Source organism: Cytobacillus sp. OWB-43, from assembly GCF_034651445.1.
Taxonomy (GTDB): Bacteria; Bacillota; Bacilli; order Bacillales; family Cytobacillaceae; genus Cytobacillus; species Cytobacillus kochii.
Genome location: NZ_JAYEFF010000001.1, coordinates 1452019 through 1476632 on the forward strand (window position 1 = coordinate 1452019; position 24614 = coordinate 1476632).

The window sequence follows — 24614 nt, forward strand, 5'->3', positions numbered from 1 at the left end:
TTATAGCCATGTTTGAAATAACTTTAACACATCACCTTTAGCCGTCTCAGAAGAAAGATCTGTTCCAATACAAGAAGGACAACCTGAGTCACAAGGGCATCTCTCAATCATTGAGATGGCTTCTCTTATTAGTTGATCAATTTCATCGTAGACTTTCTCACTTAATCCTACACCGCCAGGGTATTTATCGTAGAAAAATAATGTTGGTTTTTCATTATGAATAGCTTTTACTTGCGGAACGACATGAACATCCGTCTGATCACACATAACGAATAATGGCACGATTGCTTTAAGGGCATGAGCGGCACCTATTAAACCTTGCTCCAGTCGTTCTTTTCCGAACATCAATCCTTCTGCAAAAAAGGTCACCCACGTAGCACTTGTATGCAATTCTTCTTCTGGTAAAGAAATGGGTCCAGAGCCGATGTTATCATGCGTATCAAATTTAATTTTTTTGAATATCGTTGCCATTGCCGTTACACTCACATCACCATAGCCAATCTGTTCGTTTCCAATTCGCTTTGTTTTATCTTCCTCTAATACTTTTAATTCGACGGCTAAGTTGGCGTCTGTATAATAATCGACTGCCACTTCTCGTACAAAAGCTTTTTTCTCTTCCCAATCTAAATACTCAACTTGAAATTGAGTACCTTGGTGGAGATAGATGGCTTCATCATGTAACAATGTCATCGCAGAAAAACGGTCCATCTCACCAATCACCTTCACATTCGCCACATCTGATTGATCGATTATGACAACATTCTCTTGCGATGCGGACCGTAAACTGACATTATGAGCTGGAAAAGAATCATTCATCCAATAATACTTGTCTTGATTTTCGTGCAGTACCTGTTCTTCAGATAAATATTCTAATACTTCTTCAGTTTCAAAGCGACCAAATGACTCTCCTTTCTTAAAAGGCAATTCATAGGCAGCACATTTAATATGATCAATGAGAATGATTAAGTTATCTGGATTGATTCTTGCTGTTTCTGGATTTCGTTTAAAGAAATAATCAGGATGATCAATGATATATTGATCTAATGGGTTTGAGCTAGCAACCATAATAACGAGTGATTCACTATGTCTACGCCCAGCTCTACCAGCTTGCTGCCAAGAACTAGAAATTGTCCCTGGATAACCAGTCATAATACAAACTTGCAGCTGACCAATATCGACGCCAAGTTCGAGTGCGTTTGTACTGACAACTCCATATATCTCTCCATGACGCAAACCCTTTTCAATCGATCTTCTCTCAGATGGAAGGTAACCGCCACGATAACCTCTGATTGCTTTCGGTCCAATCTTATGCTTGACTAGCTCTTGTAAATACTTAAGTAATACTTCCACTCTCACACGGCTTTTAGCAAAAATAATCGTTTGTACTTTGTTCATTAGCATTTCACTTGCTAGCCTTCTTACCTCGAGTGTCGCACTTCTCCTTATATTTAATGGCTTATTGACAAGCGGTGGATTATAAAACACAAAATGTTTACGGCCGCTCGGCGCACCATTATTGTCAATTAATTTCATATTTGTTTCTGTTAGCTCCTCTGCAAGTTCAAGGGGATTGGCAATAGTCGCAGAAGTGCATATAAAAACGGGTTTACTTCCATAAAACTCACAGATTCTTAATAACCTCCGTAGAACATTGGCTACATGAGAACCAAATACACCGCGATAAATATGTAATTCATCAATAATAATAAAACGAAGATTTTCAAATAATGATACCCATTTCGTATGATGTGGAAGAATTGCTGAATGAAGCATGTCCGGATTAGTCATAACAATATGGCCAGCTCTTCTCACTTTTTGTCTAATATTTGAAGGCGTGTCACCATCATATGTATAGCTATTAACGGAAAGAGATGACTCTTCAATCAATTCATTGATTTCCATTTTCTGATCCTGAGCAAGTGCTTTTGTAGGAAATAAATATAAGGCCCTTGCTTGTGGATTATTTATGATAGTCTGCAATACTGGCAAATTGTAACATAAGGTCTTTCCCGACGCTGTTGGTGTAACAGCAACAATGGACTGATGAGCCATAACGGCATCGTAACTTGAGCGCTGATGAGTATACAGACGGGATATTCCTCTTTTTTCTAAGGCGCTCATTAAATGAGGATCTAGTCCAATCGGCATATCCGCTACTTGCGCTTCCTTCTCTTCCAATGTATGCCAATACGTTATTTGTTCTCCAAATTTATCGGATTGCTTGAGCTCTTTAATCAGTTCTTGTAAATTCTTTTTCACCTTCACGTTCTTCACCTCATCACTTTATTCTAGCGAATAAACGTTCGCAGAAAAAGGTTTTTTTACGATTTATTTATTAGAATATTATTCCATCTAGCCTATTTGAGTTTTAAAATCACCCAAACTTTATCGAGTGCATAGAATAAAAGGAATGTTTGATTTATTTGGGAGGGAGTTACATGAGTGAAAAAAGAAAGGAGCCGTTCGGAGATTTAATGAAATCCATGAATCAGTTTTTTCATGATAAACCTGTAAAAAACTTCATGCAGACAATGGACGACTTTTTTAAAAATCCGTTTCCTTTCGCTACTTCTTTTCATGTAGAAGTAAATGAAAACGCCGATGATTATATTATAAAAGCGGAACTACCAGGCATAAACCGTGAACAAATTGAATTGAATGCCATTAATAATTATATTAAAATTACGATTCACCGACTCGATATTGAGACAAGTGAAGATGACTTACAACAAATATATCAAAAAAAACAGGCATTCCAACAATCAACTAGGACGATCCCTTTACCTTTTATTATCGATGAAAGCACCATTCAAGCTTCTCACACAAATGGCTTACTCATCGTAAAAGTGCCTAAACCAAAAGGTAAAAGGATCAGCTTACAATAATATAATGACTGTAAAGCAAGTAGTAAATCTATTTTCTACTTGCTTCTGTATTTAACCACTGATTAAAAGCTCCTGAAGGTACACTGAAGTAGTCTCGTGTAAACTGAAGGAAAATTTCAGTATCTACTTCTCTTCCGGCAAACTGTTCGTAAAAGGAAGATAAATATTTCTCACCTACTTCTTCGGGACTAATCCCTCTATAAGCGTAATGTTCTTCGATTAATTCGATTATTTCCCAAGCAGGTTGTGCATTTAATATGGCTTCATGTTCAACCTCATTGATATTGGTATTGGATACTTGGCTTCCATTCACATGCTTTTCTAATGTCCCTAATTCTTCTTGTAAGTAAGCCAAAGCCTGTTGCTTACTTTCCTCACCTTGATCAACGCCGTATTGATAAGCAGCTAAATGCGATAGACCCGATCCAATCCAGCTATCATTTTGAGGATCCTGACTGATAGCCGATGCATAATAGAGAGCAGCCACCTCTTTAGCTAATATATATGGATTCCGAGCTTCTTCTGGATTCAGCATGACCATACCAGGCACACTCTCAGTTTCCAAGGAATCGCTAATAAAAATATCTGCTTGCTTAAATGGTAGAGGTGCTATCGCCTCTTCAAAATAATCAAAAACTGCCATGATCTCTTCTTCAGCTAAGTCCTTCCGTGATGAAGATTGATGCAAAAAGCTAACCTGCGTATCCTTTTGTGTAATCCTTTCACTTTTCTCCCAATTATCAGATACAATAGAAAAGGAGAAATTCTTCACATCATCGATGGAAACCTCTTCCTTGTCATTCTCAATAGCAGAAGATATAAATGTATATCCTGGTTGAAGGTCATAACTCACTTTAAATGAAGACAATAATGCATGATGATGATGAATATATGGATTATCTTTTGTCGCTTCTGCCCATCTTCCGTTTTTATATGGTGCTAAGGTAAAATACCAGTCTTGGAAAATATCAGCATCCTCTATTCCTCTCATTCTATAGTTAAATTGCACATCAAATTGACTCTCGCCTTGCCATTTTTTAGGTAACGTAATGTAATAAACGTCATCCTTTATTTCATATGGTAGATTTTCCTGGTTTACAATGATTTCATTCAGTTCTAATTGAGCTAAATTTCTCGGTGCAAAAAAAATGAGCTCTTTCCATTTATCTTCTGATTCGTTCTTAACTGACACTTCTTCTTTCACTGTAAACTCATTTGCACTTTCCATGGAAAGCTCTAAAGAATAGTCTCCTTTATTTTCATTTGTTACACCAATTTTCGAATCACTATATTGATTAACAAATATACCACCTAAAACAAATAATAGTAAAAGGATAGCAAAACCTACTTTATGTAAACTAAAGTTTAAAAATCGCTTTTCTCCTAATCTTTTTCGTGTTGGTCTCCCTTTTGGTTTAATTCCAGTTTTGATCCAAGGCATTCTAGCATAATCTGTTTGGAATTTATTTTTTAACCCCGCGGTTAATAAGCTAAAAGATATCGTGGTTATTAACAAAATGATAAGTGGCACCATTAAAATATATTGATTGCCCATCAAATTCTCTCTCGCTTGTCCAACAAGACCAGATAATTCTTTTGTAACCGATAAATAGATAACAGGATCATTTCTAACAATCGTTCCACCGATAAAAATATTTAATAAAGCTAACTGTCCCATGATTGTAATCACATAAACAATTTCCATTGTGAACATCACAAGTAAAGATTCTTTTAATTGGGGAAACACGTTACGCCATAACAGCCTCCACCTCTTTGCACCAAGAGTCATTGATGCCAAAACAAAATCTCTTTTATAAATTTCAGCTGTTTTTTGCCGAACAGAAGATACGATACTAGGAGTACCAATAAGTGAGGCAATAACGATGAAATATGCTATAAGAATAGGCGTTTCCAATATAGAACCAAAATTAATAGGCAACAAGCAGAAATATAAAATTAAAAATGCAGGTACATAACTCCAAGCTCCTTCAAAAGCGATAATGAAAGACGGTGTTTTTTTCCATGTACCAATAAACATCCCCAGTACTGTACCGATTATCATCTTTATCGTAGCAACTGCAATGGCAATCCACACCGTATATCGCAAACCATAAAGTATCATTGATAATAAATCGTACCCCCACCGATCAGTCCCTAAAGGGTAAGCCATTGATTCAAATGGTTTTAATGGTGGTGAAATGACATCGCCATCAATATACTTCACCTCTAAGGCCATGAAGATGGAGTGTGGTGCTATTTTCGGACCAAATACCGTAAAAAATAAGACAATCGTTACACTAACTATACCTAAATACAATGCGTAATTTCGATTATATATCTTATTCATAAATAAACCCTCGTTTAAATAAATAAAGTAAAAGTCTAATAACTACAAAGACAAGTAGAGAAATGAATAGCATGCCAAATAGCCCGATGGCAATAGGCTGAGGATCACCAAAACTTTGAAAAACAAACTTGGTTAGACCTGACACGTTGAGCAAATATTCCACAATAAATAAATTACCGATGGCAAGGGATAAAACTTTCACCAAATCAGCTACGAGAAACGGCTCAATATTTTTATACACATGCTGAAAATTAATACGATCAACTTTCAAGCCTTTTGCTACAGCTGTACGAATATAATCTTCTCCAGCTATTAAAAAGTACCTCTCAGAAATCAATTTAAATAGATAAATAGAAGGAGCAATCGCAACAAGAACCATCGGGAACCAAATATTCAATGCACCTCCATTCGGTAAAAAGGAGACGACTCTAAAGCCCGTCCATTTATAAATATTCACCGCAAAGAGTAGAGCAAAAATAATAAAAATAAAATCTGGAATGGTTGAGATAATATTCATCATGACACGGAAAATTTTTGTTAAGTAAAATCGACTTAAGAAAATACCGAATAATAAACTTAATAGAATTGAAAGTAATACACCCACAAAAACAATATAAAAGGAAGTGAAAAAATTATCTCCAATTTCTGAAGCAATCGACCTTTGCTCCATCCCTACATAATATGTACCTAAGCTGCCGGTGCTCAACTCTTTAAAGAAATTTCCTACCATTGATGGAAATTGAGCAAAATTCAAACTAACCGTACCATTAGTAGGGTTAACTAAAACGATTGATGGTAAAGTTGCTAGAAATAAAATAAGAAAGATGACGATAATCATTTGCTGGATATAACGAACCATTTCTTTCCCCCTTCTGCTTCTTTCGTCATGCTAACTATTTTTCATCTTTCCTACATTATTGTCAATATTTTTTTGATAATTCCCCCATTTCCGAATACAGGACCTTTCATTCAGATTTATATTTATTAAATAGCCTTTCAAATGGAAGAAAAAAGGGCGGCCAAATATTACTGTGCATTACCTCTTTTTTATGATGACATGTCTGAAACAAGTCATCATAAAAAGCCATGTGATTTTTTGCGGTCACATGGCCAAAGTAAGTATATGTCTGCATTAATCCAATTAATAATTGCCACCTTAAAGAACATTGCCTTTTACTTATTCATCAATGAACCTTATGATCATCTTATTAGCATTTAAACCCTACACCTTAAAGAAACCACCGACCCCTTTTACCATTGATGACACTTGGTTTACAGCATTCATCATTTGTCCCGCTGTATCCATCATTTTATTAAAATCGAGTGAACCATCTTGTGACTTAAAGCTATTCATAATCGATTGAACATTACTAGGTTGTTTCGCAACAAAAGATTGTTTTGGATAAGGGTTCATGGTGTTATATTGGCTTTGCATATTATAAGATTTATTTACCGGCTGTTCATTGGGCTCGAGTGGATTGTGAAAATAATTCGGACTATCCTGTAAAGGGTAGTTTGGTTGGTGATTATTTACATCATGTTGAGGTGGATACATATTCCCATATGGAATTGTCTGATAGGGATAATTATTCGTGTAAGCATAATTCATTTGAGATTGATTCCATAATGGCTGTTGTTGTCCATTCATTATTGGGTGTGGAACGGACTGCATTACCGGCAGTTGTCTTATTTCAGCAGGGTAGGACATATTAGATTGGTAAGGTGCATAATATGGATTAAAGCTCCATGCAACAGGCATATTTCGTTTACTTTTCTCATTTCTTTTACGGCCAAACATGGGCAAACATCCTCCTTATTCATCATCATTATACTGTATGATGAATAGGCGAATTAGGTGATTATCCTCAATAATATTTCCATTTTAAAAAAGATATCCTTACTTTTCAATCTGTCATTAATTGTTGAACTTTGTCGGAAGTTTAAATTTTTGAAAAATAAACAATCTATTTATTTCGTGTTACTATAAATTTAAAGATTTGTTTTTTCCTACATTTCTTTAAAACTTCATATTTCATCGCATGATTGGATGAGTATCCTTTTAAGATTATTTCATTATTTGGGGGAGGAAGATTCAAATGAATATTCACGAGCTAAAGCAGAAGTTTCAACAAGTGAAGGAAGTTAAGCCAGATCACGCGAACCAACTACTAGATTTCTCTAAACGAGCTTATATCCACAATGAAATTTCCATTTTGGATTATCGAAATCTTGTTCGTGAATTAGAATCATTAGGTGCTGTCATTCCTGAAAGTTTTTTTAAAGACGGATCCCTAATTACTATGAAATAGGAAAAAACATTCATAACTCAGAAGGAAAAAGGAGTCACTTTTTTAGTGACTCCTTTTTCCTTCTATAATTTATACTGAAGCTTGCTCTCCCTTTCCACTCATTCTGTGTAAGAAAAAGTCGCTCAATTATTTCATTCGCCCGAAGTTAGGAGCTTTAAATCCTCTGTCTTAGGCTTGTTCACACTTCACTTTCTTCTACGATTCTTAACAACGTCTCAACAACATATTTTGCAGACTGCAATTGATTTGTAAATCTCGATTTACTTGTTTCAGGGTAAAAGGCTTGAATGGAGCATGTTTCAATTTGGTCATAGGCGGAATTAATTTGCATCGGCCACAGCTTCTTTGTTGCTTTGGACTGTAAAAAATGAAGTGCTTCTTCCTTCCATACATCCAACTCTTGTTTCACCTTGTCTGCATACGGCTTAACTTCGCCGAAAAAATCCGCTTTTTTATTTTCTTTTCTACCATCTATATAGCGCTTCTCTATCCAATCCAAATGCATTAACATCTCTTTTGAGTGTTTGGCTAGCTTGTTCATCATGTTCATCTCCAGTCATTCTGTAAAAATCATAGATGAGCTAACCTTATTGTAGCTTACGACTATACTACTCGTAAATGATTAGCGATAACCAAGTTTGTATTTCACAAAATGTGAATCCGTCGTATCTTGTTGATGAAGCTCGTCCATCGGAAACTTTTCTAATTCCTCTAACTTTTCATGACACGCTTCTACTTTTTCTATTTGTTCTTCTTGTTGATTGAACTTTAATTGTTGTAGATTCTTTTGCACAGCTGTCTCTAAAGCCTCCAATTGATTATAGATATCCTCTAGCATGAGTAACAATTCTTGTTTTTCTGTCATATTGGGTTTCATTGACAAGTCATGCCTCCTTTAAGGTCGCGTCTTTGATATAATGTACATTCGCTTTCCTATTTCTTTCTCCTTTGCGATTGACAAAACTAGAACTGATTCGGCAAAGAAAGAAGGATTTTTTATATAATGACCTTCTTTCGACAGCATATGAATAAACGTTTGAAAATATGACTAAACGGCAACACTGAAAAGAAAATGAAACATTTTTGCCTTCTATTACGTCAAATATTACAAAACAAGTACACCTTGTTGGATTAGTGCTTTTTGACCACCCGATTACATCTTGCTTCTGGTATGATAAGGTATAGTTTGTGAGGTGAAGTCTATGGCATTTCATTACCCGAACGGGAGGAAATACGTACCTGCAGAAAAAAGCACATTAGAAAAAAGTAAACGCAAGAATCCGTCATATGGTAAAAGAGGTATGACATTGGAGGACGATATTAACGACAGCAACCAATATTACTTAGATAGAGGGATCGCGGTCATACACAAGAAACCAACACCAGTACAGATTGTTCAAGTGGATTATCCTGCAAGAAGTGCAGCCGTTATTAAAGAAGCATACTTTAAACAGGCATCCACAACTGACTATAACGGCATTTATAAGGGTAAGTATATTGATTTCGAAGCAAAGGAAACTAAAAACACTACTTCATTTCCTTTTAATAACTTCCATTTACATCAAATTGAACATATGAGGAACATCATTAAACAAAGGGGCATTTGCTTTGTCATTTTACGCTTTTCGACAACTGACGAGTTATTTTTACTAGAGGCTAAGGAATTACTCGTTTTTTGGGAACGTATGGAAAATGGTGGAAGGAAATCGATGACAAAGGATGAAGTGAGAGAAAAAGGGCATCGCATAATACTTGGCTTTCAACCAAGAATTGATTATATTAAGATATTAGATAACATTTATCAGCTTGATAGCTCAACATAAGGTTTGAGATAGAAAGGAAGGACTTATATGTCAGAACAGTATAAATCTAGGGAGGAGCGCCGAAAACAACAACAGCAATCACCTAAACCGAAGAAGAAAAAATCAGGGAAAACGCTATTCAAGAAGATTTTTCTCACATTAATTGCACTCGGTATTGTTGGGATGATTGCAGGCGCAGCTACATTTGCCTTTATGGTTAAGGATGCTCCCGAGCTAGATCCAGCACTATTAAAGGACCCTATTCCGTCGGTACTTCTCGATATAAATGGAGAAAAAATTACGGAAGTCGGTGCTGGAAATTTAGATTATGTTGAATATGAAGATATACCCGACCTTGTTGAAAATGCTTTTCTAGCAACAGAAGATGTTCGCTTTTATGAACATAATGGCATGGATTTAATTCGATTAGGTGGAGCAGTTATCGCCAACGTAACAAAAGGTTTTGGTTCTGAGGGCGCTAGTACGATTACACAACAGGTCGTAAAGAACTCATTCTTAAATAATGAAAAAACAATTAGCCGTAAAGCACAAGAGGCTTGGCTTTCATTCCAATTGGAACGAAAATATACAAAGCAAGAAATCTTTGAAATGTATGTGAATAAAATTTACATGTCAGAAAATAGTCACGGTGTTTTAACAGCATCACGTTTATATTTTGGTAAAGATTTGGATGAACTGGAGTTACATGAAGCCGCATTACTTGCAGGGATGCCGCAAAGTCCAAACAACTATAACCCGTTTACTCATCCAGAAAATGCTGAAAAACGACGTAACATTGTTTTATCTTTAATGAACCAACATGGATTCATTTCCGAAGAGCAAAAGACTGAAGCACAATCTATTCCTATCACTGAAGGGTTAGTTCCTGAAGGTGAAAGAGAAATAGAAGATGATACACCATATGATTCATTTGTCGATGTTGTCATTGATGAAGTAACTGAAAAATACCCTGACCTCGATATCTTTTCCGATGGTTTAACAATTCATACAACAGCAGACAAAGATATCCAAAAATATGTTTCAAATATCTTAAATAGCGAAGATGTCATACAATATCCAGATGAAGAATTCCAAGCAGGGATTACTTTATTAGATTCAAGTAATGGTGAAGTTCGGGCGATTGGCGGCGGACGGAATCAAGAAGTAAAACGTGGCTTCAACTTTGCCACAGACCAAAAACGTCAAGCAGGTTCAACATTTAAACCGATCGCCGGATATGCACCTGCCATTGAATTTAATCAATGGGGCACTTATCATACACTTGTTGATGAGCCATATAAATACAGTGAAGGAACCGAAGTAAATAACTGGGATAACTCGTTTAAAGGGACGATGACTATGCGCCAAGCATTGGCAGAGTCACGGAATATACCTGCTGTTAAAGCTATTCAAGAAGTGGGCACTGAGCAATCAATGGAATTTGCTAATCGACTAGGCTTTAACTTTAAAGATGAGTATTATGAGTCATCTGTACTTGGTACAAAGGCCGTTTCTCCAATGGAAATGGCAGGTGCTTATAGCGCATTTGCCAATGAAGGTTTCTATACAGATCCTCATACTGTCAAAGCCATTGAAATGCGTGATGGTACGAAGATTGACACCACACCTGAAAGTGAAGCGGTGATGAATGATTACACTGCCTTTATGATTACAGATATGCTGAAGACAGCTATCTCAAGCGGTACCGGTACAACAGCAAATATCCAGGGATTACCTGTAGCTGGAAAAACAGGAACAACAAATTATACAGCAGAAGAAAAACAAAAGTATGATATCCCTAACGGTGCAACACCAGATGCCTGGTTTGCTGGTTATACAACGAATTATACGGCAGCAATTTGGACCGGATATGAAAGTAGGAAGACTTACCTACCCTCAAACGGTTACGATCAGAAGATTGCCCAAATGCTCTTTAAAAACATTATGCAATATGCTTCAGAAGGGAAAGAAACAGCTGATTTCAAAATGCCTAACTCTGTTGAAAAAGTGGCGATTGAAAAAGGTAGCAACCCTGCAAAACTAGCAAGTGAATATACACCAAGTGATCAAATTATTACAGAGTACGCTGTCAAAGGAAATGCACCAAAAACAGTCTCTGAAAAGTTCGATAAGCTTGAAGCACCGAATGGTTTCAATGCCAAATATAATAAAGAAGCCAATACGATCGAACTCGTATGGAAACATAAAGACAAAGATAATACTCAGTTTGTGGTAACCGGCGCTATTAATGATGGCGGAGCCCAAGAGCTCACGACAACATCTGAAACATCACTTACGATTGAAAATCCTGAACCTGATAGCACATATACCTTCACTGTAAAAGCGGTTCAAGATGGTAAGGAAAGTGATGCTGCCCAAACATCTGTTAACATACCGGCCAATGAAGAAGAGCCAGAAGAAGTCGAACCACCTGAAGAAGAAACGCCAGGTGATGGACAACAACCACCTGGAGACGAAGAAGGTGGCAATGATAACGAGAATGGCAATGGTGACGGAAATAACAGCGAAAATGGCGATGGTAATGGAAATAACAATGGTGAGGGCAACGATAACAACAATGGTAATGAGAATGGTAATGGTAATGGTAATGGTAATGAAGATAATAGTGAAGAAGAAAATCAATCACCTGAAGAAGAACCATCACCACCAGATGAAAATCCTGAGGAATAATCGTTATTTTAAAAGCAGAGAAGCTATCTTCTCTGCTTTTATCTTACCTGTGTGATTTTCTTCAAAATATTCAAGCAGGCATTTACTTAAGTTTCTGCATAAGAAAAAAACACTCTTCGCATTTTTATTGCTTCGAGTGTTTTTTTCTTATCCTATTCTTAGCATCTAATTTAATCACTTCATTTATGAGTTCAATTAATTGAATAAAAGCTAAATGAAGTGCAGGTTGCCCCATAATAAATTGTAATCGATCGGCAAAGTTGAATGGGAGATGTACCAAGCCATCACCTATTTGTTGTTCATCCAATGATACTGGTTTTTCATTTAACCAATAAACATATTGAACTAAAAGGGCAACTCCCAAAACCATGAGTTGCTCTGCTTCCTGCTTATTTCTTTGTTGATGGGCTGATTTTAGCCTGATCTTTAATTGATCCCATTCTTTAAGAATCATTGCGATGAATCGCTCTGACTCTTCCCAAGGTTTTTCAGAAGCTATTCCTTGATACAACTTTCTTTCGTAATAAAATGGGACAAACTCTCCTACTTGATCCTGTATATTATTAAAAAAAGGATGTTGTAACCTTTTTAACCGCTCATTCATATTATTTTACGCACCTAAACTTTTCATTCTCTTTTTACCTTCTCTACAAATATCAAGAACGGGACATTCCTGACACTTTGGATTTTGTGCTTTGCAATGGTAGCGCCCAAAGAAAATTAAGCGGTGGTGGGTCACAGACCACTCTTCTTCTGGTATTTTCTTCATAAGTGCTTTTTCGACCTCTAGAACTGAATCCTTCCATCTACAAAAGCCAAGACGTTTACTTACCCTCTCCACATGTGTATCAACAGCTATTGCAGGGACATTAAAAGCCACTGATACAACCACATTCGCTGTCTTCCTTCCGACTCCTGGTAACTTTGTTAATTCATCCCGATCAGCAGGAACCACACCATCATAGTCATCTATTAACATCCGACATAGTTTTTGAATATTTTTTGCCTTATTTCTATATAAACCAATCGAGCGGATATCCTGTTGTAATTCTTCAATGGATACATTTAAATAATCCTCTGGTGTTTTGTACTTTAAAAAAAGCTTGCTCGTCACTTTGTTCACTAATACATCGGTACACTGCGCTGATAATGCCACCGCAATTACAAGTTCAAAAGGATTCTTATGAACGAGCTCGCAGTGAGCATCGGGAAACATTTCTCCCATCTTATCTAAACAATATCTAATGTCTTTCTTATTTAACATATATCATCACCATTCATACTATTGTTCTAACCAATTATAAAAAGGTAGCGACTCATTTCTCTTATCACTATTCTCTACACTTTTCATTCTCTTCACTTGGTTTTGTCTAAATTTCTTCCCTTGATTCGTTGCTTGTTCTACTGTTTTTATACCATTCTTTTTCCATTCAAACAAGATACGATCAATATAGCGGAAATTCAATTTACCAGATATGACCGCTTCTTTTAATGCTGCCTTAATGATTTTCACCTCATGATGGTCATCATCTAACCAAAGCGCTAGAGTTTCACATTCAAAAGGAGAGAGCGGCCTGCCAAATTCACTTTCAAACACTGAATACAAATCAATTTCGTCTTGCTGATTTTCTTTTGCTTCATTTCTTTTATCTGCAATTAAAAAAGCATCTGCTAATTTTTCCCAAAAATTATCTAAACAGTATTTTTCAAAGCGAATACCCTCTTCACTATAACCCTCATTTATAGTGATTAACCCTTTTTGTATTAAACGGCGAAGCATCCCCGCACAGTCCTCTGCTGAATAGGTCATTACTTCTGCAAGTTCAAAAGGTGTCGGGAAGTCATTTCCCTTATCACTAATTGAAATCAAATGGAGGATAAGGACTACTTCCTCTTCTTTTAGGTTCATTGCTTTGTACTGCGTTAATAAAGCTCCAGGAATTGTAATGTCTTTTTCCTGTAACCATTTTAATAATATCTTCTTTGGCATCATACACACCTCCATACAAGTATATCATGAACCCTTTTAAGAAAAGTATAGAAATGTATTCAAATAAAAGGTGTAAAAAAGTGAAAAAGAGCCACAAAATGACTCTTTTTCGTTTGTTATTGTGTGAAAAGCTTAAGGATATAAACGGTTTAGAAGTCTTGGGAATGGAATCGACTCTCTCACATGCTCCACACCACTAATCCAAGCAACTGTTCGCTCTAGACCTAATCCAAAACCAGAATGAGGAACTGAACCGTATTGTCTTAATTCTAAATACCATTTGTATGCATCCATGTCTAATTCATGTTCTGCCAATCTTTGTTTCAATAGCTCGTAATCGTGGATACGCTCTGATCCGCCAATAATTTCTCCATATCCTTCTGGCGCTATTAAATCCGCACAAAGGACAACATCTTCTCTTTCAGCATCTGGCTGCATGTAGAAAGGCTTGATTTTTGTTGGGTAATGTGTAATAAAAACGGGTTTATCATAGCTCTCGGCAATCGCTGTTTCGTGTGGCGCGCCAAAGTCTTCTCCCCATGTAATATCATCAAACCCTTTTTCTTGTAAAAATGTAATGGCTTCATCATATGAAATTCTTGGGAATGGTGCTTGAATTTTCTCCAATTTAGACACATCTCGGTCTAATGTCTTCAATTCAACTTGGCAGTTTTTCACAACAGCTTGGACAATATAGGAGACATATTCTTCTTGCACTTTCAGATTGTCTTCAAACTCATAAAAAGCCATTTCCGGTTCAATCATCCAAAATTCGATTAGATGGCGTCTCGTTTTTGACTTCTCAGCTCGGAATGTTGGCCCAAATGAGAAAACTTTCCCTAAAGCCATCGCCGCAGCTTCCATATATAATTGACCGCTCTGAGATAAGTATGCATCTTCATCGAAATACTTGGTAGCAAATAATTCAGATGTTCCTTCAGGTGCACTACCTGTTAGAATCGGTGGATCAACCTTTGAGAAACCATTTTCATTAAAGAATTCATATGTAGCACGAATGATTTCATTACGAATTTTCATCACAGCATGTTGTTTTCGTGAACGTAACCATAGGTGACGGTGATCCATCAAAAACTCTGTTCCATGATTTTTCGGCGTAATTGGATAATCAGTAGATTCATGAATCACTTCTACATCTGTAACGAGTAATTCATAACCTAAAGGTGAACGATCTTCTTTTTGTACTTTCCCTATTACGTACACACTAGATTCTTGTGTAACCGATTTTGCTGCTTTAAATACTTCTTCAGAAACATCTGCTTTTACAACCACACCTTGGATAAAGCCAGACCCATCACGTAGCTGTAGAAAGGCAATTTTCCCACTGGAGCGTTTATTTGCAATCCATGCACCTATTTTTACTTCTTGATCAACATATTTATACGTTTCAGCAATTGTCGTTTTAATCAATTTAATACCCCTTCCAAAAACATTTACCAATTAGATTCAAGTCGCCTTTATTATACCCTTCTCTGATTCTCGAGGCAACTTTTCATCATACATAACTCTAGCATGAGAAAAGGAAGTGAAGGGCTCCACTTCCTTTAACGATTACTGCAGTTTTTGATTCACAAATTCATGTATTCGACGAACAGCTGCTTCTAATAGGTCAAGTGATGTCGCATACGATAAACGAATATTTTTCGGAGATCCAAAACCAGAACCAGGAATAACAGCTACCTTCGCTTCTTCTAATAATCCTTTTACAAACGCATCAACATCTTCATAACCTGTAAGCTTTGCTGCTTCTTCTACGTTAGGGAATAGATAAAAAGCACCTTGTGGTTTAATACATGTGAAACCTGGAATAGCTACTAATTGTTGATAGATAATATTTAAACGTTCTTCAAACGCATTTTTCATTTCTTCTACAGGTTGCTGTGAACCATTATAAGCTGCAATCGCTCCGTATTGAGAAGGAGTAGTTGGATTAGATGTACTATGACTTGCAAGGTTTGTCATTGCTTTTATAATGGCTGTATTTCCGGCAGCATAACCAATTCTCCACCCTGTCATTGAATGAGACTTTGAAACTCCATTGATGATAATCGTCTGCTCTTTCAATTCTGGACTGATTTGTGCGATCGAAATATGCTGATGTCCATCATAAGTCAACTTTTCATAGATTTCATCAGAAATAATTAAGATATTATGTTTCAAACAAAATTCACCAATCGCTTCTAGTTCCGGTTTGCTATAAAGCATGCCTGTTGGGTTACTAGGTGAATTAATGATGACGGCTTTTGTGCGATCTGTTATAACTGTCTCTAACTGCTGAGGCGTGACCTTATATTCATTTTCTTCAAGACCATCAATAAATACCGGCTTTCCGCCTGCTAGTTTAACTTGCTCTGGATAACTTACCCAATACGGAGTTGGAATAATGACCTCATCACCTTTATTCAAGATGACTTGGAATAAAGTGTATAACGCATGCTTAGCACCACTTGTAACAATAATATCCGACGCTGGAATATCAATCCCTTGATCTTGTTTAAACTTGTTAGAAATGGCTTCTTTGAGTTTAGGAAGTCCTGCAGCTGCAGTATACTTCGTATATCCTTCATTCATAGATTGAACAGCTTCATCAATAATATGCTGGGGTGTATTAAAGTCTGGTTCACCCGCACCTAAACCAATAACATCAATTCCTTGTGCCTTCATTTCTTTTGCCTTAGCTGTAATTGCTAAAGTTGTAGATGGTGTCAGTGATTGCACTCTTTGTGCTAGTTCAAAGTTCATTATCCTAATCCTCCAGAATGTGTAATCTATCTTTATATATATAAGCTGACCATGGAATAGTCAGCCAAACCACTTATTTAAAGATTTTCTAATATTTTTAATTCTTCGTTACCTGTCTCATAATCTATTACATAATAATTCAGAAGGCCTTCGCCAGTTTTATAGGAAATCTCCCACAGAGGGATAGATTTTTCCATTCCAAGGTTGACAGAAATAATATCATTGGGATTTTTTTTATTCTTTACCTTTTCGATTGCTTCTTCTTTTGAAATCCCATCTTCTTTATTTTTTATAATCACTTCATCCTCAGAATCGGCTGAAACCCATACATACACCTCTTCATCTTCTTGTGTAATGCCATCAATAATGTAATACGTTTCATTACCATTATATAGAGTTACTCTTTTTACGGTCTGTAGATTCGCCTCATTTTCCGCTTTTTCTTTTGCCACTTTTTCCGCTTGATTTATCGGCTCCATCGCTTTTATATAAACTTTTGCCGAAAAACCGATAATGACAACCATAATGGCTAGTACGATGATTAGTATTTTTTTCATTCTTTTCACTACCTATGTACGATATATTGTAAAAACAGCTTTGCTATCATCATCCTTATCCAATGCTAAGCCGAACATTAAATCTTTTTCTTTTAATGTTCTGTTTAAACTATCAACAACTTTGTATAAATCTGGACTATTTTGAATCGTTACTGTTGATAAGATCTCAATCTTGCTTTCCATCTGTATTTCCTCCTTGACAAGTAAGGCCGATTTTCTCTGTTACGTCTAATAGTATACCAGTAAAAATGGTTTGCATAAATATTAGACGATTAGTTTTTAAAAATTATAACCATTCTTCAATGATATGAATCGTTTCATTCAAATCACACTCTTTAGCTTCAACAGACGGTATCGATTGTAGAAAAGCTTTTCCATAACTTGCAGTTTTAATTCTTCTATCAAATACAATCACAACACCCCTGTCGGTATTCGAACGAATTAAGCGGCCAAACCCTTGTTTAAAACGAATCACAGCTTCCGGTATAGCGAGCTCTTTAAAAGGATTTCCCCCATCTCTTTTCATCTTTGCAGCTTTCGCACTAGCTACAGGGTCATCAGGCGGTGCAAATGGTAGGCGAACGATAATCAAGCATGATAAGTCTTCTCCAGGAATATCTACACCCTCCCAAAAACTACTTGCGCCTAATAATATCGCTTTATCAAACTTTTGGAAATTTCTCGTCAATCGCGAGCGACTACCTCCTGAGATTCCTTGAGCAAAGATCGCGTACTCACTAAGAAAGTCCGATTCCTTTATGAGTTGATACGTTTCTTTAAGCATTTCAAATGAAGTGAATAAAATGAGCATGCGCCCCTTGGTTACTTCAGCAACGGAAATAATTTGCTCTGCGATACTGGCAATATACTCTTCCATTTTCACCGCTTTAATATCTGGTAAGTCTTTCGGTATAATCATTTTCACTTGTCTTTCATATTGAAATGGTGAAGGGATTTGCTGACTAGTACAAGGTAAACCTTCTAGGCCTAATTCTTTCTCCATATATTGAAACGACTGGTTTACGGTCATTGTAGCAGAGGCTAAAACAACACTTTTTTTCTTGGTAAAAAAGGACTGACTTAGCCGTTCAGAGACATCTAATGGTTCCGCATAAATAGAAGTGACATTCTGAATTGCACGTAAATCAACTTCTACCCATGATGCTAAGGGAGAATCTTGGCTGTTTTTAAAAAAGAAGTCCAACGAATTGACATAACCTTCTAATTCCCTTACAGCAGATGCGACATCTTCTAATAGAGGCTGTGACTTTTCCGCAATAGGAGATGGTCCATTTTGAATAGCATGTAGCCTTGCTGTCAACATTTGAATAACCTCTTTTAGAATAGAAGAAAACCTCTCCACTTGGATATCCATTTGACGCCCATATTTAGCGATTAGGTTTTGGACATTCATTTTCACTCGCACTAATTTACTCTTCTTAGGACTAGATTTTTGCACAAGCTTCGAAATTAAGTAAAAGAACTCATCCATTTCTGTATGTAAGCTCTCCATCATCTCATTTACCTCAAATGAATGAATAACCTCATTTGAAACACCGACTTCTTCTAGCAATTGCTCAAGCTGAAAGATCCACTCTTTTTGTTCGAATAATCCTAATTTATTAATCGTGAGCCGAACAGTCATAAAATCTAGCATGCGTCCAAAATAAGGAGATGCAGCTTTTACAAAATGATGAGCCTCATCAATAATTGCATATTGATATGATGGCAAGATATCATAATCACTGATTGTATCAGAAAGTAACATACTGTGATTCGTAATAATCAATTGTGCTGACTCAGCTTGCTTCTTTGCACGATTATAAAAGTCTTTTTCTCTAAAGTCCTTGTCGTTAATAAATAACATGCGGTTATTTTTAATTTGATTCCAATACAATTGACCGCCACTAGATAAATTAAGTTCGTCGACATCGCCTGTTGTTGTTTCCGTTAACCATACTAAAATTTGCATCTTCGTTAAGCATGTATCATAGTTATCATCATGACTTCTAAGTGTATGAATAAACTTTGCTAAACTAATATAATGATTTCTTCCCTTTAGAATACTTGCCTTTATTGGCATTGGTATCATTTGCGTTAGTAAAGGTAAGTCTTTCTGAAGCAATTGATCTTGAAGTTGAGTTGTGAAGGTACTAATCACAATTCTTTCGTTTTCCTGCAAAGAAAAAATAATAGAAGGAAGTAAATAAGCCAATGATTTACCTACACCAGTTCCCGCTTCAATAAGTGAATGTTGTTCGGAAATAAATGCCTTATAAACTGCATCCATCATCTGATATTGTCCCTCTCGTGATTCAAAAGGTTTGAACACTTTTTGCAAATAAGCTTCTTTTTCTTCTTTTGTATAAGGATACAAGATACCAGATTTGTTTAATTTACCTTCTTGCTTGTTTTGACTTTTACGAAGAGCGATTCCATGATCAATTTCTAAATTGCTAGGAAGGGATTGATGGCTCTCCTCTTTCCATTGAATCCAATCATCTAAATATAAATCTAAGTCACTTTTTAAGCCAAAGGAAATATCTTTTAATTGTTTCAAAGTAAGCAATGGTAAGCTTTTCATTTTCTGTTCTAATATTAAAAGTAATTCTGCTGTTACATAAGCATCGCTATCCGCTTGATGTGGTCTCACATGAGAGAGACCTAAGTTTAGCGATAAATCAGATAGCTTATAGCTATCCTCACTTGGTAAAAAAATCCTTGCCAGTTCAACTGTATCTATAATTGGCCCATAAAAACCGGCTAAACCAGCCATTTTAAACTCTTCCTGTAAAAACGATAAATCAAAAAGGACATTATGTGCAACGAAGTAGGCACCTTCAAGCATTTGCTCCACTTTCTTGGCAATCTCTGAAAATTTAGGTGCTGTGGCCACCATTTCGTCTGTTAGTCCGGTTAGTTCTTCTATAAATGGAGGAATACTGTGACTTGGTTGTACAAGTGAAGCGTACTGTTCAGTTATCTGTCCATTTTCAATCACTACTGCTGCTAATTGTATAATTTGATCACCCTTTTTAGGTGAATTTCCTGTTGTTTCTAAATCTACGACAACATATTTATTACTCATGGTTACACCTCGAACATTCTGTCACACAAAACGTTATCATAAAAAGGATAAAAGAGAAAGTTATCTTTCTTTATTTCGCAAATGAGGAGTTTAATCATCAAAAAGATACCCTTCGTTTATAGTAAATAATTCTAATAAATTTGCATAACCCTATCAATTTACACCTAACCAAATGAGCTTTTCTTCTCTTCTGAACACTTTTGCAAATTGTACATTCTATCTTCTTATTCACTCACGTTTTTTAAGAATATCTCACTAATCTCTTCCCAGTTATCAAGAAATGATTCCCTGTTCAGTTGATCCAGTTCAAGATAAAGATTACGTGCTTCTTTATCGACTTGTAAATAGTATGCCCGATAGTTTTCATCTAAGCGTAAGAAAACATCGGTATCTATCTTGTTTTCCTCATTTAAATAATTGATAGCCAATTGTAGATTTTTACGCTCTCTATTCATCTTTTCCTGCTCTTTTTGATGCCAGTCATTTAATTGTTTTTGCACCGTTTTATTAAGATTATTAATGGCATCATTGCTATTTCTATGCCATTCTGACCATACTTCAGCCATTTCCGTGGTTCGTTTAAATTCTGCCTTTAAATCCTCTTGATTTTGGACATTAATAAACTGCCCATTTGCAGCCCTTGCCATTTCTTTCAACTGCGTTAAGCCATCGTTATTAACTTGATAGCCAATGATTTGAACGACTGGACTTAAGTTAGAATCACTCAGTTTTTCCATTGCCTGTACAGGATTTCCTCCACAAGTTTCGATTCCATCACTCACAAGATAAATAATATTCGTATTCTCTGAACCATCATGTGATTCTAAATTAACCATTGCTTGTTCAACTGCTTTTGTCATTGGTGTCCATCCAGCTGGATTAAATTTACCTAGAGCATTTGTAAACTCTTTACTATCATAGGCTGAAAGAGAATACACTTCTTCTACAGTACTGCATGAAACTTCTTTATCTGCTTCATCTCCTGTTCCTTTATGTCCATATACAGTTAATGAAACTTTCGCTTTTTCTGGCAAACTATCAACAAATTGATTAATCGCTTCTTTTGCAAGTTCCATTCTTGTTTTACCATTTTCTAGGGCACCCATACTACCACTAGCATCAAGTAATATAGCTACATTATAATTTTTCTTTAATTGGCTTTCCTCATCTGTAACGGTTGGATCTGCAAATTTCATTGCTTGCCATTGATCAATCGGTACATTTGGCATACTTAAATTCTCTTTAAATAGGGAAAAGATGTCACGTTCATAAGCATCAATCTCTTCTTCTGTAGCCTCCATCGTAATAGAGGGTAGCTGATCAAGTGCCGACTTTACTTCATTGGAAAATTCCTTCATCGCCCATTCCCCTGTGTAACCATAGTCAACTGATTCCTTAAACGATTGGGGAATAGGTAACGAAGTTTGAGAAACTGGATTTTCTTCATCTTTTATATCATTTGCTTTATCTGCTACAGCCTCAATTGATTCATCCTCATCTAAAACTTCTTCTTTTTTTGTCTCTCCGTTACTACACGCAACAATGATGAATATCGACAAGACTGCTAATGCTAATAATAAAGCTGTTTTTTTCACCTTGACCGTCTCCTTCAATGGTTTATTTCTCTTTATCCCTTCAAACTCATACGAATTATTTTACCATTATTAACTAAAACTGTTGTCATTTTGTGCAAAAAGAAACTATGAATATAACAAGTCTGCAATGACCCCTATCTGCTTAGTAACTATTTGTATCGATAAACACAATAAAAAGCACAAACAAATCCTTTTTTAAAACAGAATTTGTTCGTGCTTATTCACTCAAGCATTTTTCTCAAACAGTTCTATAATTTTACAAAATCGTACTAGCTGGTTCCTGGTGAAGCATATCAATGATTTGATTATCTGCTCCCATAATCGCTACTTTTGGTTGATGACCTTTGAGTTTTTCCTCCGCTACTTGAGCATATGAAATGATAATCACAATATCCCCTTGTTGAACGAGACGTGCGGCAGCGCCATTAACACAAATAACACCACTCCCTCTTTCACCAGGAATAATATACGTTTCGAATCTTGCTCCATTATTGTTATTAACGATTTGTACCTTCTCATTTGGTAACATATCAACAGCATCTAAAATATCACTATCAATCGTAATACTGCCGACGTAGTTTAGGTTCGCTTCTGTTACTGTTGCTCTATGAATTTTGCCATTCATCATTGTTCTGTACATATTAAACCCTCCTCTATGACCTCATGCTGTGATGATGATATTATCGATTAAGCGGGCCTTGGTAAATTTCACGGCCAACGCTATAATGATTACACCATTAACTTCATCGCTTGGTTGTAATTCTGGATAAGAAAGAACCTCAATATAATCGACTTCACCACTTGTCTTCTCATGGAGCATTGTTTTCATCACGTCAATGATACGTGCTGTATTTTTTTCTCCTTCTGTGATGATTGCTTCCGCTGCCTGTAAACTCTCAAAAAGCACAGCCGCCTCTTTGCGCTCTATTTCTGTTAAAAATACATTTCTTGAGCTCTTTGCCAATCCATCACTTTCTCTCACCGTATCCACTGCAATAAGTTCAATCGGAAAATTTAAATTTTTCACAAGCAAATCTATTACAGCAAGTTGTTGTGCGTCTTTTTTACCGAAGTAAGCTCTTTCCGGCTGAATTATATTAAATAATTTAGAAACAACCACGACAACACCGTCAAAATGTCCAGGTCTAGAAGCACCACAAAGTCTTTCTGTTCTTTCTTCAACATGCATTGTTATTGCTTGCTTCTGCGGATACATTTCTTCTGCTGTTGGATGAAACAGGTAATCTACCTTCACTTCTGCTGCTAATTGCATATCTCTTTCTAAATTTCTCGGATAAGTGGCTAAATCTTCATTTTCTCCGAACTGTAGCGGATTTACAAAAACACTCATGACGACTATATCATTTTGTGAACGTGCTTTTTTAGCTAATGTTAAGTGGCCTTCATGCAAATAACCCATAGTCGGGATAAGCCCAATTGATTTTCCTTCTCGTTGGAAGCCTTTGATGATTTTCTGCATTTCTTTGATGCTTGTCACTTTTTTCATTTCTTTCCTCCGTAGAGACTTAAAAGTTCTTCTTCTTTCATATTAAAAGAATGGCTATCCTCTGGAAATTGTCCACTCTTAACCTCTTTTACATACGAAGAAATGGCTTCTTCCATCATTTCTCCACTATTTAAATAGCGCTTAACAAACTTTGGTACGCGCTCCACGCCATATGTGAGAATGTCGTGGTACACAAGTACTTGGCCATCTGTATGCACACCCGCACCAATCCCAATTGTCGGGATATTTAAGATTAATGATACTTCTTTAGATAGCTGTTGCGGCACACATTCAAGAACAAGAGCAAAAGCCCCCGCTTGTTCACATTTTCTTGCATCATTGATTAGTTTTTGGGCTGCTTTTGCATCTTTTCCCTGTACTTTGTAACCACCTAACACACCAACTGATTGTGGTGTTAAACCTAAATGTGCCACAACTGGTATACCTGCATTTGTCATTGCAGTAATTTTATCTATTACTTCATCTCCACCCTCAACCTTAACTGCATGAGCACCAGTTTCTTGAATCAGGGTTCTCGCATTTATGAGCGCGTCTTCCATGGAAATATGGTAGCTCATAAACGGCATATCTACCACGATAAAAGTGTCTTTTGCCCCGCGCTTCACAGCTTTAGCATGGTGAATCATATCATCCATTGTGACCGGAATCGTTGAATCATAACCTAATACAACCATTCCTAGTGAGTCGCCGACAAGAATCATATCGACATTAGCTTGCTCTGATAATTTAGCCTGTGGAAAATCATATGCCGTGAGCATGGCTATTTTCTCACCTTTACTTTTCATTTTCAAAAAATCAGTCGTTTGTTTCATCCTACTTCCTCCTTTTTTAATAGGAAGAGGTGATGATCTACTGATAATGAGAAAGACATAAAAATAACCTTCTACAAAAAAGTGCAGAAGGATAGTGTGTGTTCTCATTATTAAACTCATCCCTCTGTCCTGGTCCTAAATGGATCTAGGCAGATTTCGCGTATAAATGATGGTCAAACAGGTGCAGTTCTTACCGATACTGCCCACACAAAGTATATCAATAATTGTGTTAACTTTCTATAAAAAATAT

General features: G+C 36.3%; 22 protein-coding genes. 4 read left to right on the forward strand and 18 right to left on the reverse strand.

From position 1 onward, the window contains the following. Positions 1-2265, reverse strand: a complete 2265-nt coding sequence (locus U9M49_RS07045) for a DEAD/DEAH box helicase (protein WP_322909549.1) — start codon at positions 2263-2265, stop codon at positions 1-3. A gap of 173 nt (positions 2266-2438) precedes the next feature. Between U9M49_RS07045 and U9M49_RS07050 the strand changes: the two genes are divergently transcribed. Further along, positions 2439-2885 carry an Hsp20/alpha crystallin family protein gene (locus U9M49_RS07050; RefSeq protein WP_095372803.1) on the forward strand — a complete coding sequence of 149 codons (447 nt, stop codon included), beginning with the start codon at positions 2439-2441 and terminating at the stop codon, positions 2883-2885. A 28-nt stretch (positions 2886-2913) separates the two neighbouring features. Here the strand turns inward: U9M49_RS07050 and U9M49_RS07055 are convergent, their stop codons facing one another. From U9M49_RS07055 to U9M49_RS07065, 3 genes are all read right to left on the reverse strand, one after another. Then, the gene (locus U9M49_RS07055) at positions 2914-5232 is read right to left on the reverse strand and encodes an ABC transporter permease (protein ID WP_322909550.1); all 2319 of its coding nucleotides are present in this window, start codon (positions 5230-5232) and stop codon (positions 2914-2916) included. Next, positions 5225-6091, reverse strand: coding sequence for an ABC transporter permease subunit (locus U9M49_RS07060; RefSeq protein WP_307313084.1), 867 nt, complete (start codon positions 6089-6091; stop codon positions 5225-5227). Before U9M49_RS07060 ends, U9M49_RS07055 begins: the two co-directional genes overlap by 8 nt. A gap of 363 nt (positions 6092-6454) precedes the next feature. Beyond that, the gene (locus U9M49_RS07065) at positions 6455-7030 is read right to left on the reverse strand and encodes a YppG family protein (protein ID WP_233435226.1); all 576 of its coding nucleotides are present in this window, start codon (positions 7028-7030) and stop codon (positions 6455-6457) included. A 298-nt stretch (positions 7031-7328) separates the two neighbouring features. Here U9M49_RS07065 and U9M49_RS07070 point away from each other — a divergent pair, with 298 nt between their 5' ends. Then, entirely contained in the window at positions 7329-7541 is a 213-nt protein-coding gene (locus tag U9M49_RS07070; protein WP_095372800.1) for a YppF family protein, read from the forward strand. Positions 7542-7719: 178 nt separating this feature from the next. On the opposite strand, the gene U9M49_RS07075 is transcribed toward U9M49_RS07070, so the two are convergent. Further along, positions 7720-8082 (reverse strand): DUF1798 family protein, encoded by a 363-nt coding sequence (locus U9M49_RS07075; RefSeq protein WP_322909551.1) that lies wholly within the window; start codon positions 8080-8082, stop codon positions 7720-7722. Positions 8083-8163: 81 nt separating this feature from the next. After that, a complete protein-coding gene (locus tag U9M49_RS07080) occupies positions 8164-8424 on the reverse strand; it encodes a hypothetical protein (RefSeq protein ID WP_307313076.1) in 261 nt (86 codons plus the stop codon). 319 nt (positions 8425-8743) lie between these two features. Here U9M49_RS07080 and recU point away from each other — a divergent pair, with 319 nt between their 5' ends. Together recU and U9M49_RS07090 are read left to right on the forward strand one after the other, a co-directional pair. Beyond that, on the forward strand, positions 8744-9364 hold the full coding sequence (recU, locus tag U9M49_RS07085) for a Holliday junction resolvase RecU (RefSeq protein WP_095372797.1): 621 nt from the start codon (positions 8744-8746) through the stop codon (positions 9362-9364). Between the two features lie 27 nt (positions 9365-9391). Continuing rightward, complete coding sequence (locus tag U9M49_RS07090) at positions 9392-12034, forward strand: PBP1A family penicillin-binding protein (protein WP_322909552.1); 2643 nt, start codon at positions 9392-9394, stop codon at positions 12032-12034. 124 nt (positions 12035-12158) lie between these two features. Here the strand turns inward: U9M49_RS07090 and U9M49_RS07095 are convergent, their stop codons facing one another. The 12 genes from U9M49_RS07095 to panB all read right to left on the reverse strand — a co-directional run bounded on the left by U9M49_RS07095 (position 12159) and on the right by panB (position 24364). Next, positions 12159-12638 (reverse strand): YpoC family protein, encoded by a 480-nt coding sequence (locus tag U9M49_RS07095; protein WP_095372795.1) that lies wholly within the window; start codon positions 12636-12638, stop codon positions 12159-12161. A gap of 6 nt (positions 12639-12644) precedes the next feature. After that, complete coding sequence (gene nth, locus U9M49_RS07100; protein ID WP_095372794.1) at positions 12645-13298, reverse strand: endonuclease III; 654 nt, start codon at positions 13296-13298, stop codon at positions 12645-12647. Between the two features lie 18 nt (positions 13299-13316). Then, positions 13317-14024 carry a DnaD domain-containing protein gene (locus U9M49_RS07105; protein WP_307313069.1) on the reverse strand — a complete coding sequence of 236 codons (708 nt, stop codon included), beginning with the start codon at positions 14022-14024 and terminating at the stop codon, positions 13317-13319. Positions 14025-14156: 132 nt separating this feature from the next. Continuing rightward, a complete protein-coding gene (gene asnS / locus U9M49_RS07110; RefSeq protein WP_157734009.1) occupies positions 14157-15449 on the reverse strand; it encodes an asparagine--tRNA ligase in 1293 nt (430 codons plus the stop codon). 144 nt (positions 15450-15593) lie between these two features. After that, a complete protein-coding gene (locus U9M49_RS07115) occupies positions 15594-16784 on the reverse strand; it encodes a pyridoxal phosphate-dependent aminotransferase (RefSeq protein WP_095372791.1) in 1191 nt (396 codons plus the stop codon). A 77-nt stretch (positions 16785-16861) separates the two neighbouring features. Next, positions 16862-17341: a DUF5590 domain-containing protein gene (locus U9M49_RS07120; RefSeq protein ID WP_095372790.1), complete on the reverse strand. Its 480-nt coding sequence runs from the start codon at positions 17339-17341 to the stop codon at positions 16862-16864. A gap of 12 nt (positions 17342-17353) precedes the next feature. Further along, a complete protein-coding gene (locus U9M49_RS07125) occupies positions 17354-17524 on the reverse strand; it encodes a YpmA family protein (RefSeq protein WP_095372789.1) in 171 nt (56 codons plus the stop codon). A gap of 103 nt (positions 17525-17627) precedes the next feature. Continuing rightward, complete coding sequence (gene dinG / locus U9M49_RS07130) at positions 17628-20429, reverse strand: ATP-dependent DNA helicase DinG (protein ID WP_095372788.1); 2802 nt, start codon at positions 20427-20429, stop codon at positions 17628-17630. A gap of 224 nt (positions 20430-20653) precedes the next feature. After that, positions 20654-22024: a vWA domain-containing protein gene (locus tag U9M49_RS07135; protein ID WP_095372787.1), complete on the reverse strand. Its 1371-nt coding sequence runs from the start codon at positions 22022-22024 to the stop codon at positions 20654-20656. A gap of 256 nt (positions 22025-22280) precedes the next feature. Continuing rightward, a complete protein-coding gene (gene panD / locus U9M49_RS07140; protein WP_095372786.1) occupies positions 22281-22664 on the reverse strand; it encodes an aspartate 1-decarboxylase in 384 nt (127 codons plus the stop codon). A gap of 21 nt (positions 22665-22685) precedes the next feature. Continuing rightward, positions 22686-23531, reverse strand: a complete 846-nt coding sequence (gene panC, locus U9M49_RS07145) for a pantoate--beta-alanine ligase (protein ID WP_322909553.1) — start codon at positions 23529-23531, stop codon at positions 22686-22688. Further along, positions 23528-24364, reverse strand: coding sequence for a 3-methyl-2-oxobutanoate hydroxymethyltransferase (gene panB, locus U9M49_RS07150; RefSeq protein WP_307313060.1), 837 nt, complete (start codon positions 24362-24364; stop codon positions 23528-23530). The genes panC and panB overlap by 4 nt, the downstream gene beginning before the upstream one ends. Between the last annotated feature and the right edge of the window lie 250 nt (positions 24365-24614).

What these genes read in the sequence shown, in the direction of transcription:
- U9M49_RS07050 (WP_095372803.1), top strand. Translation starts at nt 2,439, where the DNA reads ATGAGTGAAAAAAGAAAGGAGCCGTTCGGAGATTTAATGAAATCCATG.
- U9M49_RS07055 (WP_322909550.1), bottom strand. Translation starts at nt 5,232, where the DNA reads ATGAATAAGATATATAATCGAAATTACGCATTGTATTTAGGTATAGTT.
- U9M49_RS07060 (WP_307313084.1), bottom strand. Translation starts at nt 6,091, where the DNA reads ATGGTTCGTTATATCCAGCAAATGATTATCGTCATCTTTCTTATTTTA.
- U9M49_RS07065 (WP_233435226.1), bottom strand. Translation starts at nt 7,030, where the DNA reads ATGTTTGGCCGTAAAAGAAATGAGAAAAGTAAACGAAATATGCCTGTT.
- U9M49_RS07070 (WP_095372800.1), top strand. Translation starts at nt 7,329, where the DNA reads ATGAATATTCACGAGCTAAAGCAGAAGTTTCAACAAGTGAAGGAAGTT.
- U9M49_RS07075 (WP_322909551.1), bottom strand. Translation starts at nt 8,082, where the DNA reads ATGAACAAGCTAGCCAAACACTCAAAAGAGATGTTAATGCATTTGGAT.
- recU (WP_095372797.1), top strand. Translation starts at nt 8,744, where the DNA reads ATGGCATTTCATTACCCGAACGGGAGGAAATACGTACCTGCAGAAAAA.
- U9M49_RS07090 (WP_322909552.1), top strand. Translation starts at nt 9,392, where the DNA reads ATGTCAGAACAGTATAAATCTAGGGAGGAGCGCCGAAAACAACAACAG.
- U9M49_RS07095 (WP_095372795.1), bottom strand. Translation starts at nt 12,638, where the DNA reads ATGAATGAGCGGTTAAAAAGGTTACAACATCCTTTTTTTAATAATATA.
- nth (WP_095372794.1), bottom strand. Translation starts at nt 13,298, where the DNA reads ATGTTAAATAAGAAAGACATTAGATATTGTTTAGATAAGATGGGAGAA.
- U9M49_RS07105 (WP_307313069.1), bottom strand. Translation starts at nt 14,024, where the DNA reads ATGCCAAAGAAGATATTATTAAAATGGTTACAGGAAAAAGACATTACA.
- U9M49_RS07115 (WP_095372791.1), bottom strand. Translation starts at nt 16,784, where the DNA reads ATGAACTTTGAACTAGCACAAAGAGTGCAATCACTGACACCATCTACA.
- U9M49_RS07120 (WP_095372790.1), bottom strand. Translation starts at nt 17,341, where the DNA reads ATGAAAAAAATACTAATCATCGTACTAGCCATTATGGTTGTCATTATC.
- U9M49_RS07125 (WP_095372789.1), bottom strand. Translation starts at nt 17,524, where the DNA reads ATGGAAAGCAAGATTGAGATCTTATCAACAGTAACGATTCAAAATAGT.
- dinG (WP_095372788.1), bottom strand. Translation starts at nt 20,429, where the DNA reads ATGAGTAATAAATATGTTGTCGTAGATTTAGAAACAACAGGAAATTCA.
- panD (WP_095372786.1), bottom strand. Translation starts at nt 22,664, where the DNA reads ATGTACAGAACAATGATGAATGGCAAAATTCATAGAGCAACAGTAACA.
- panC (WP_322909553.1), bottom strand. Translation starts at nt 23,531, where the DNA reads ATGAAAAAAGTGACAAGCATCAAAGAAATGCAGAAAATCATCAAAGGC.
- panB (WP_307313060.1), bottom strand. Translation starts at nt 24,364, where the DNA reads ATGAAACAAACGACTGATTTTTTGAAAATGAAAAGTAAAGGTGAGAAA.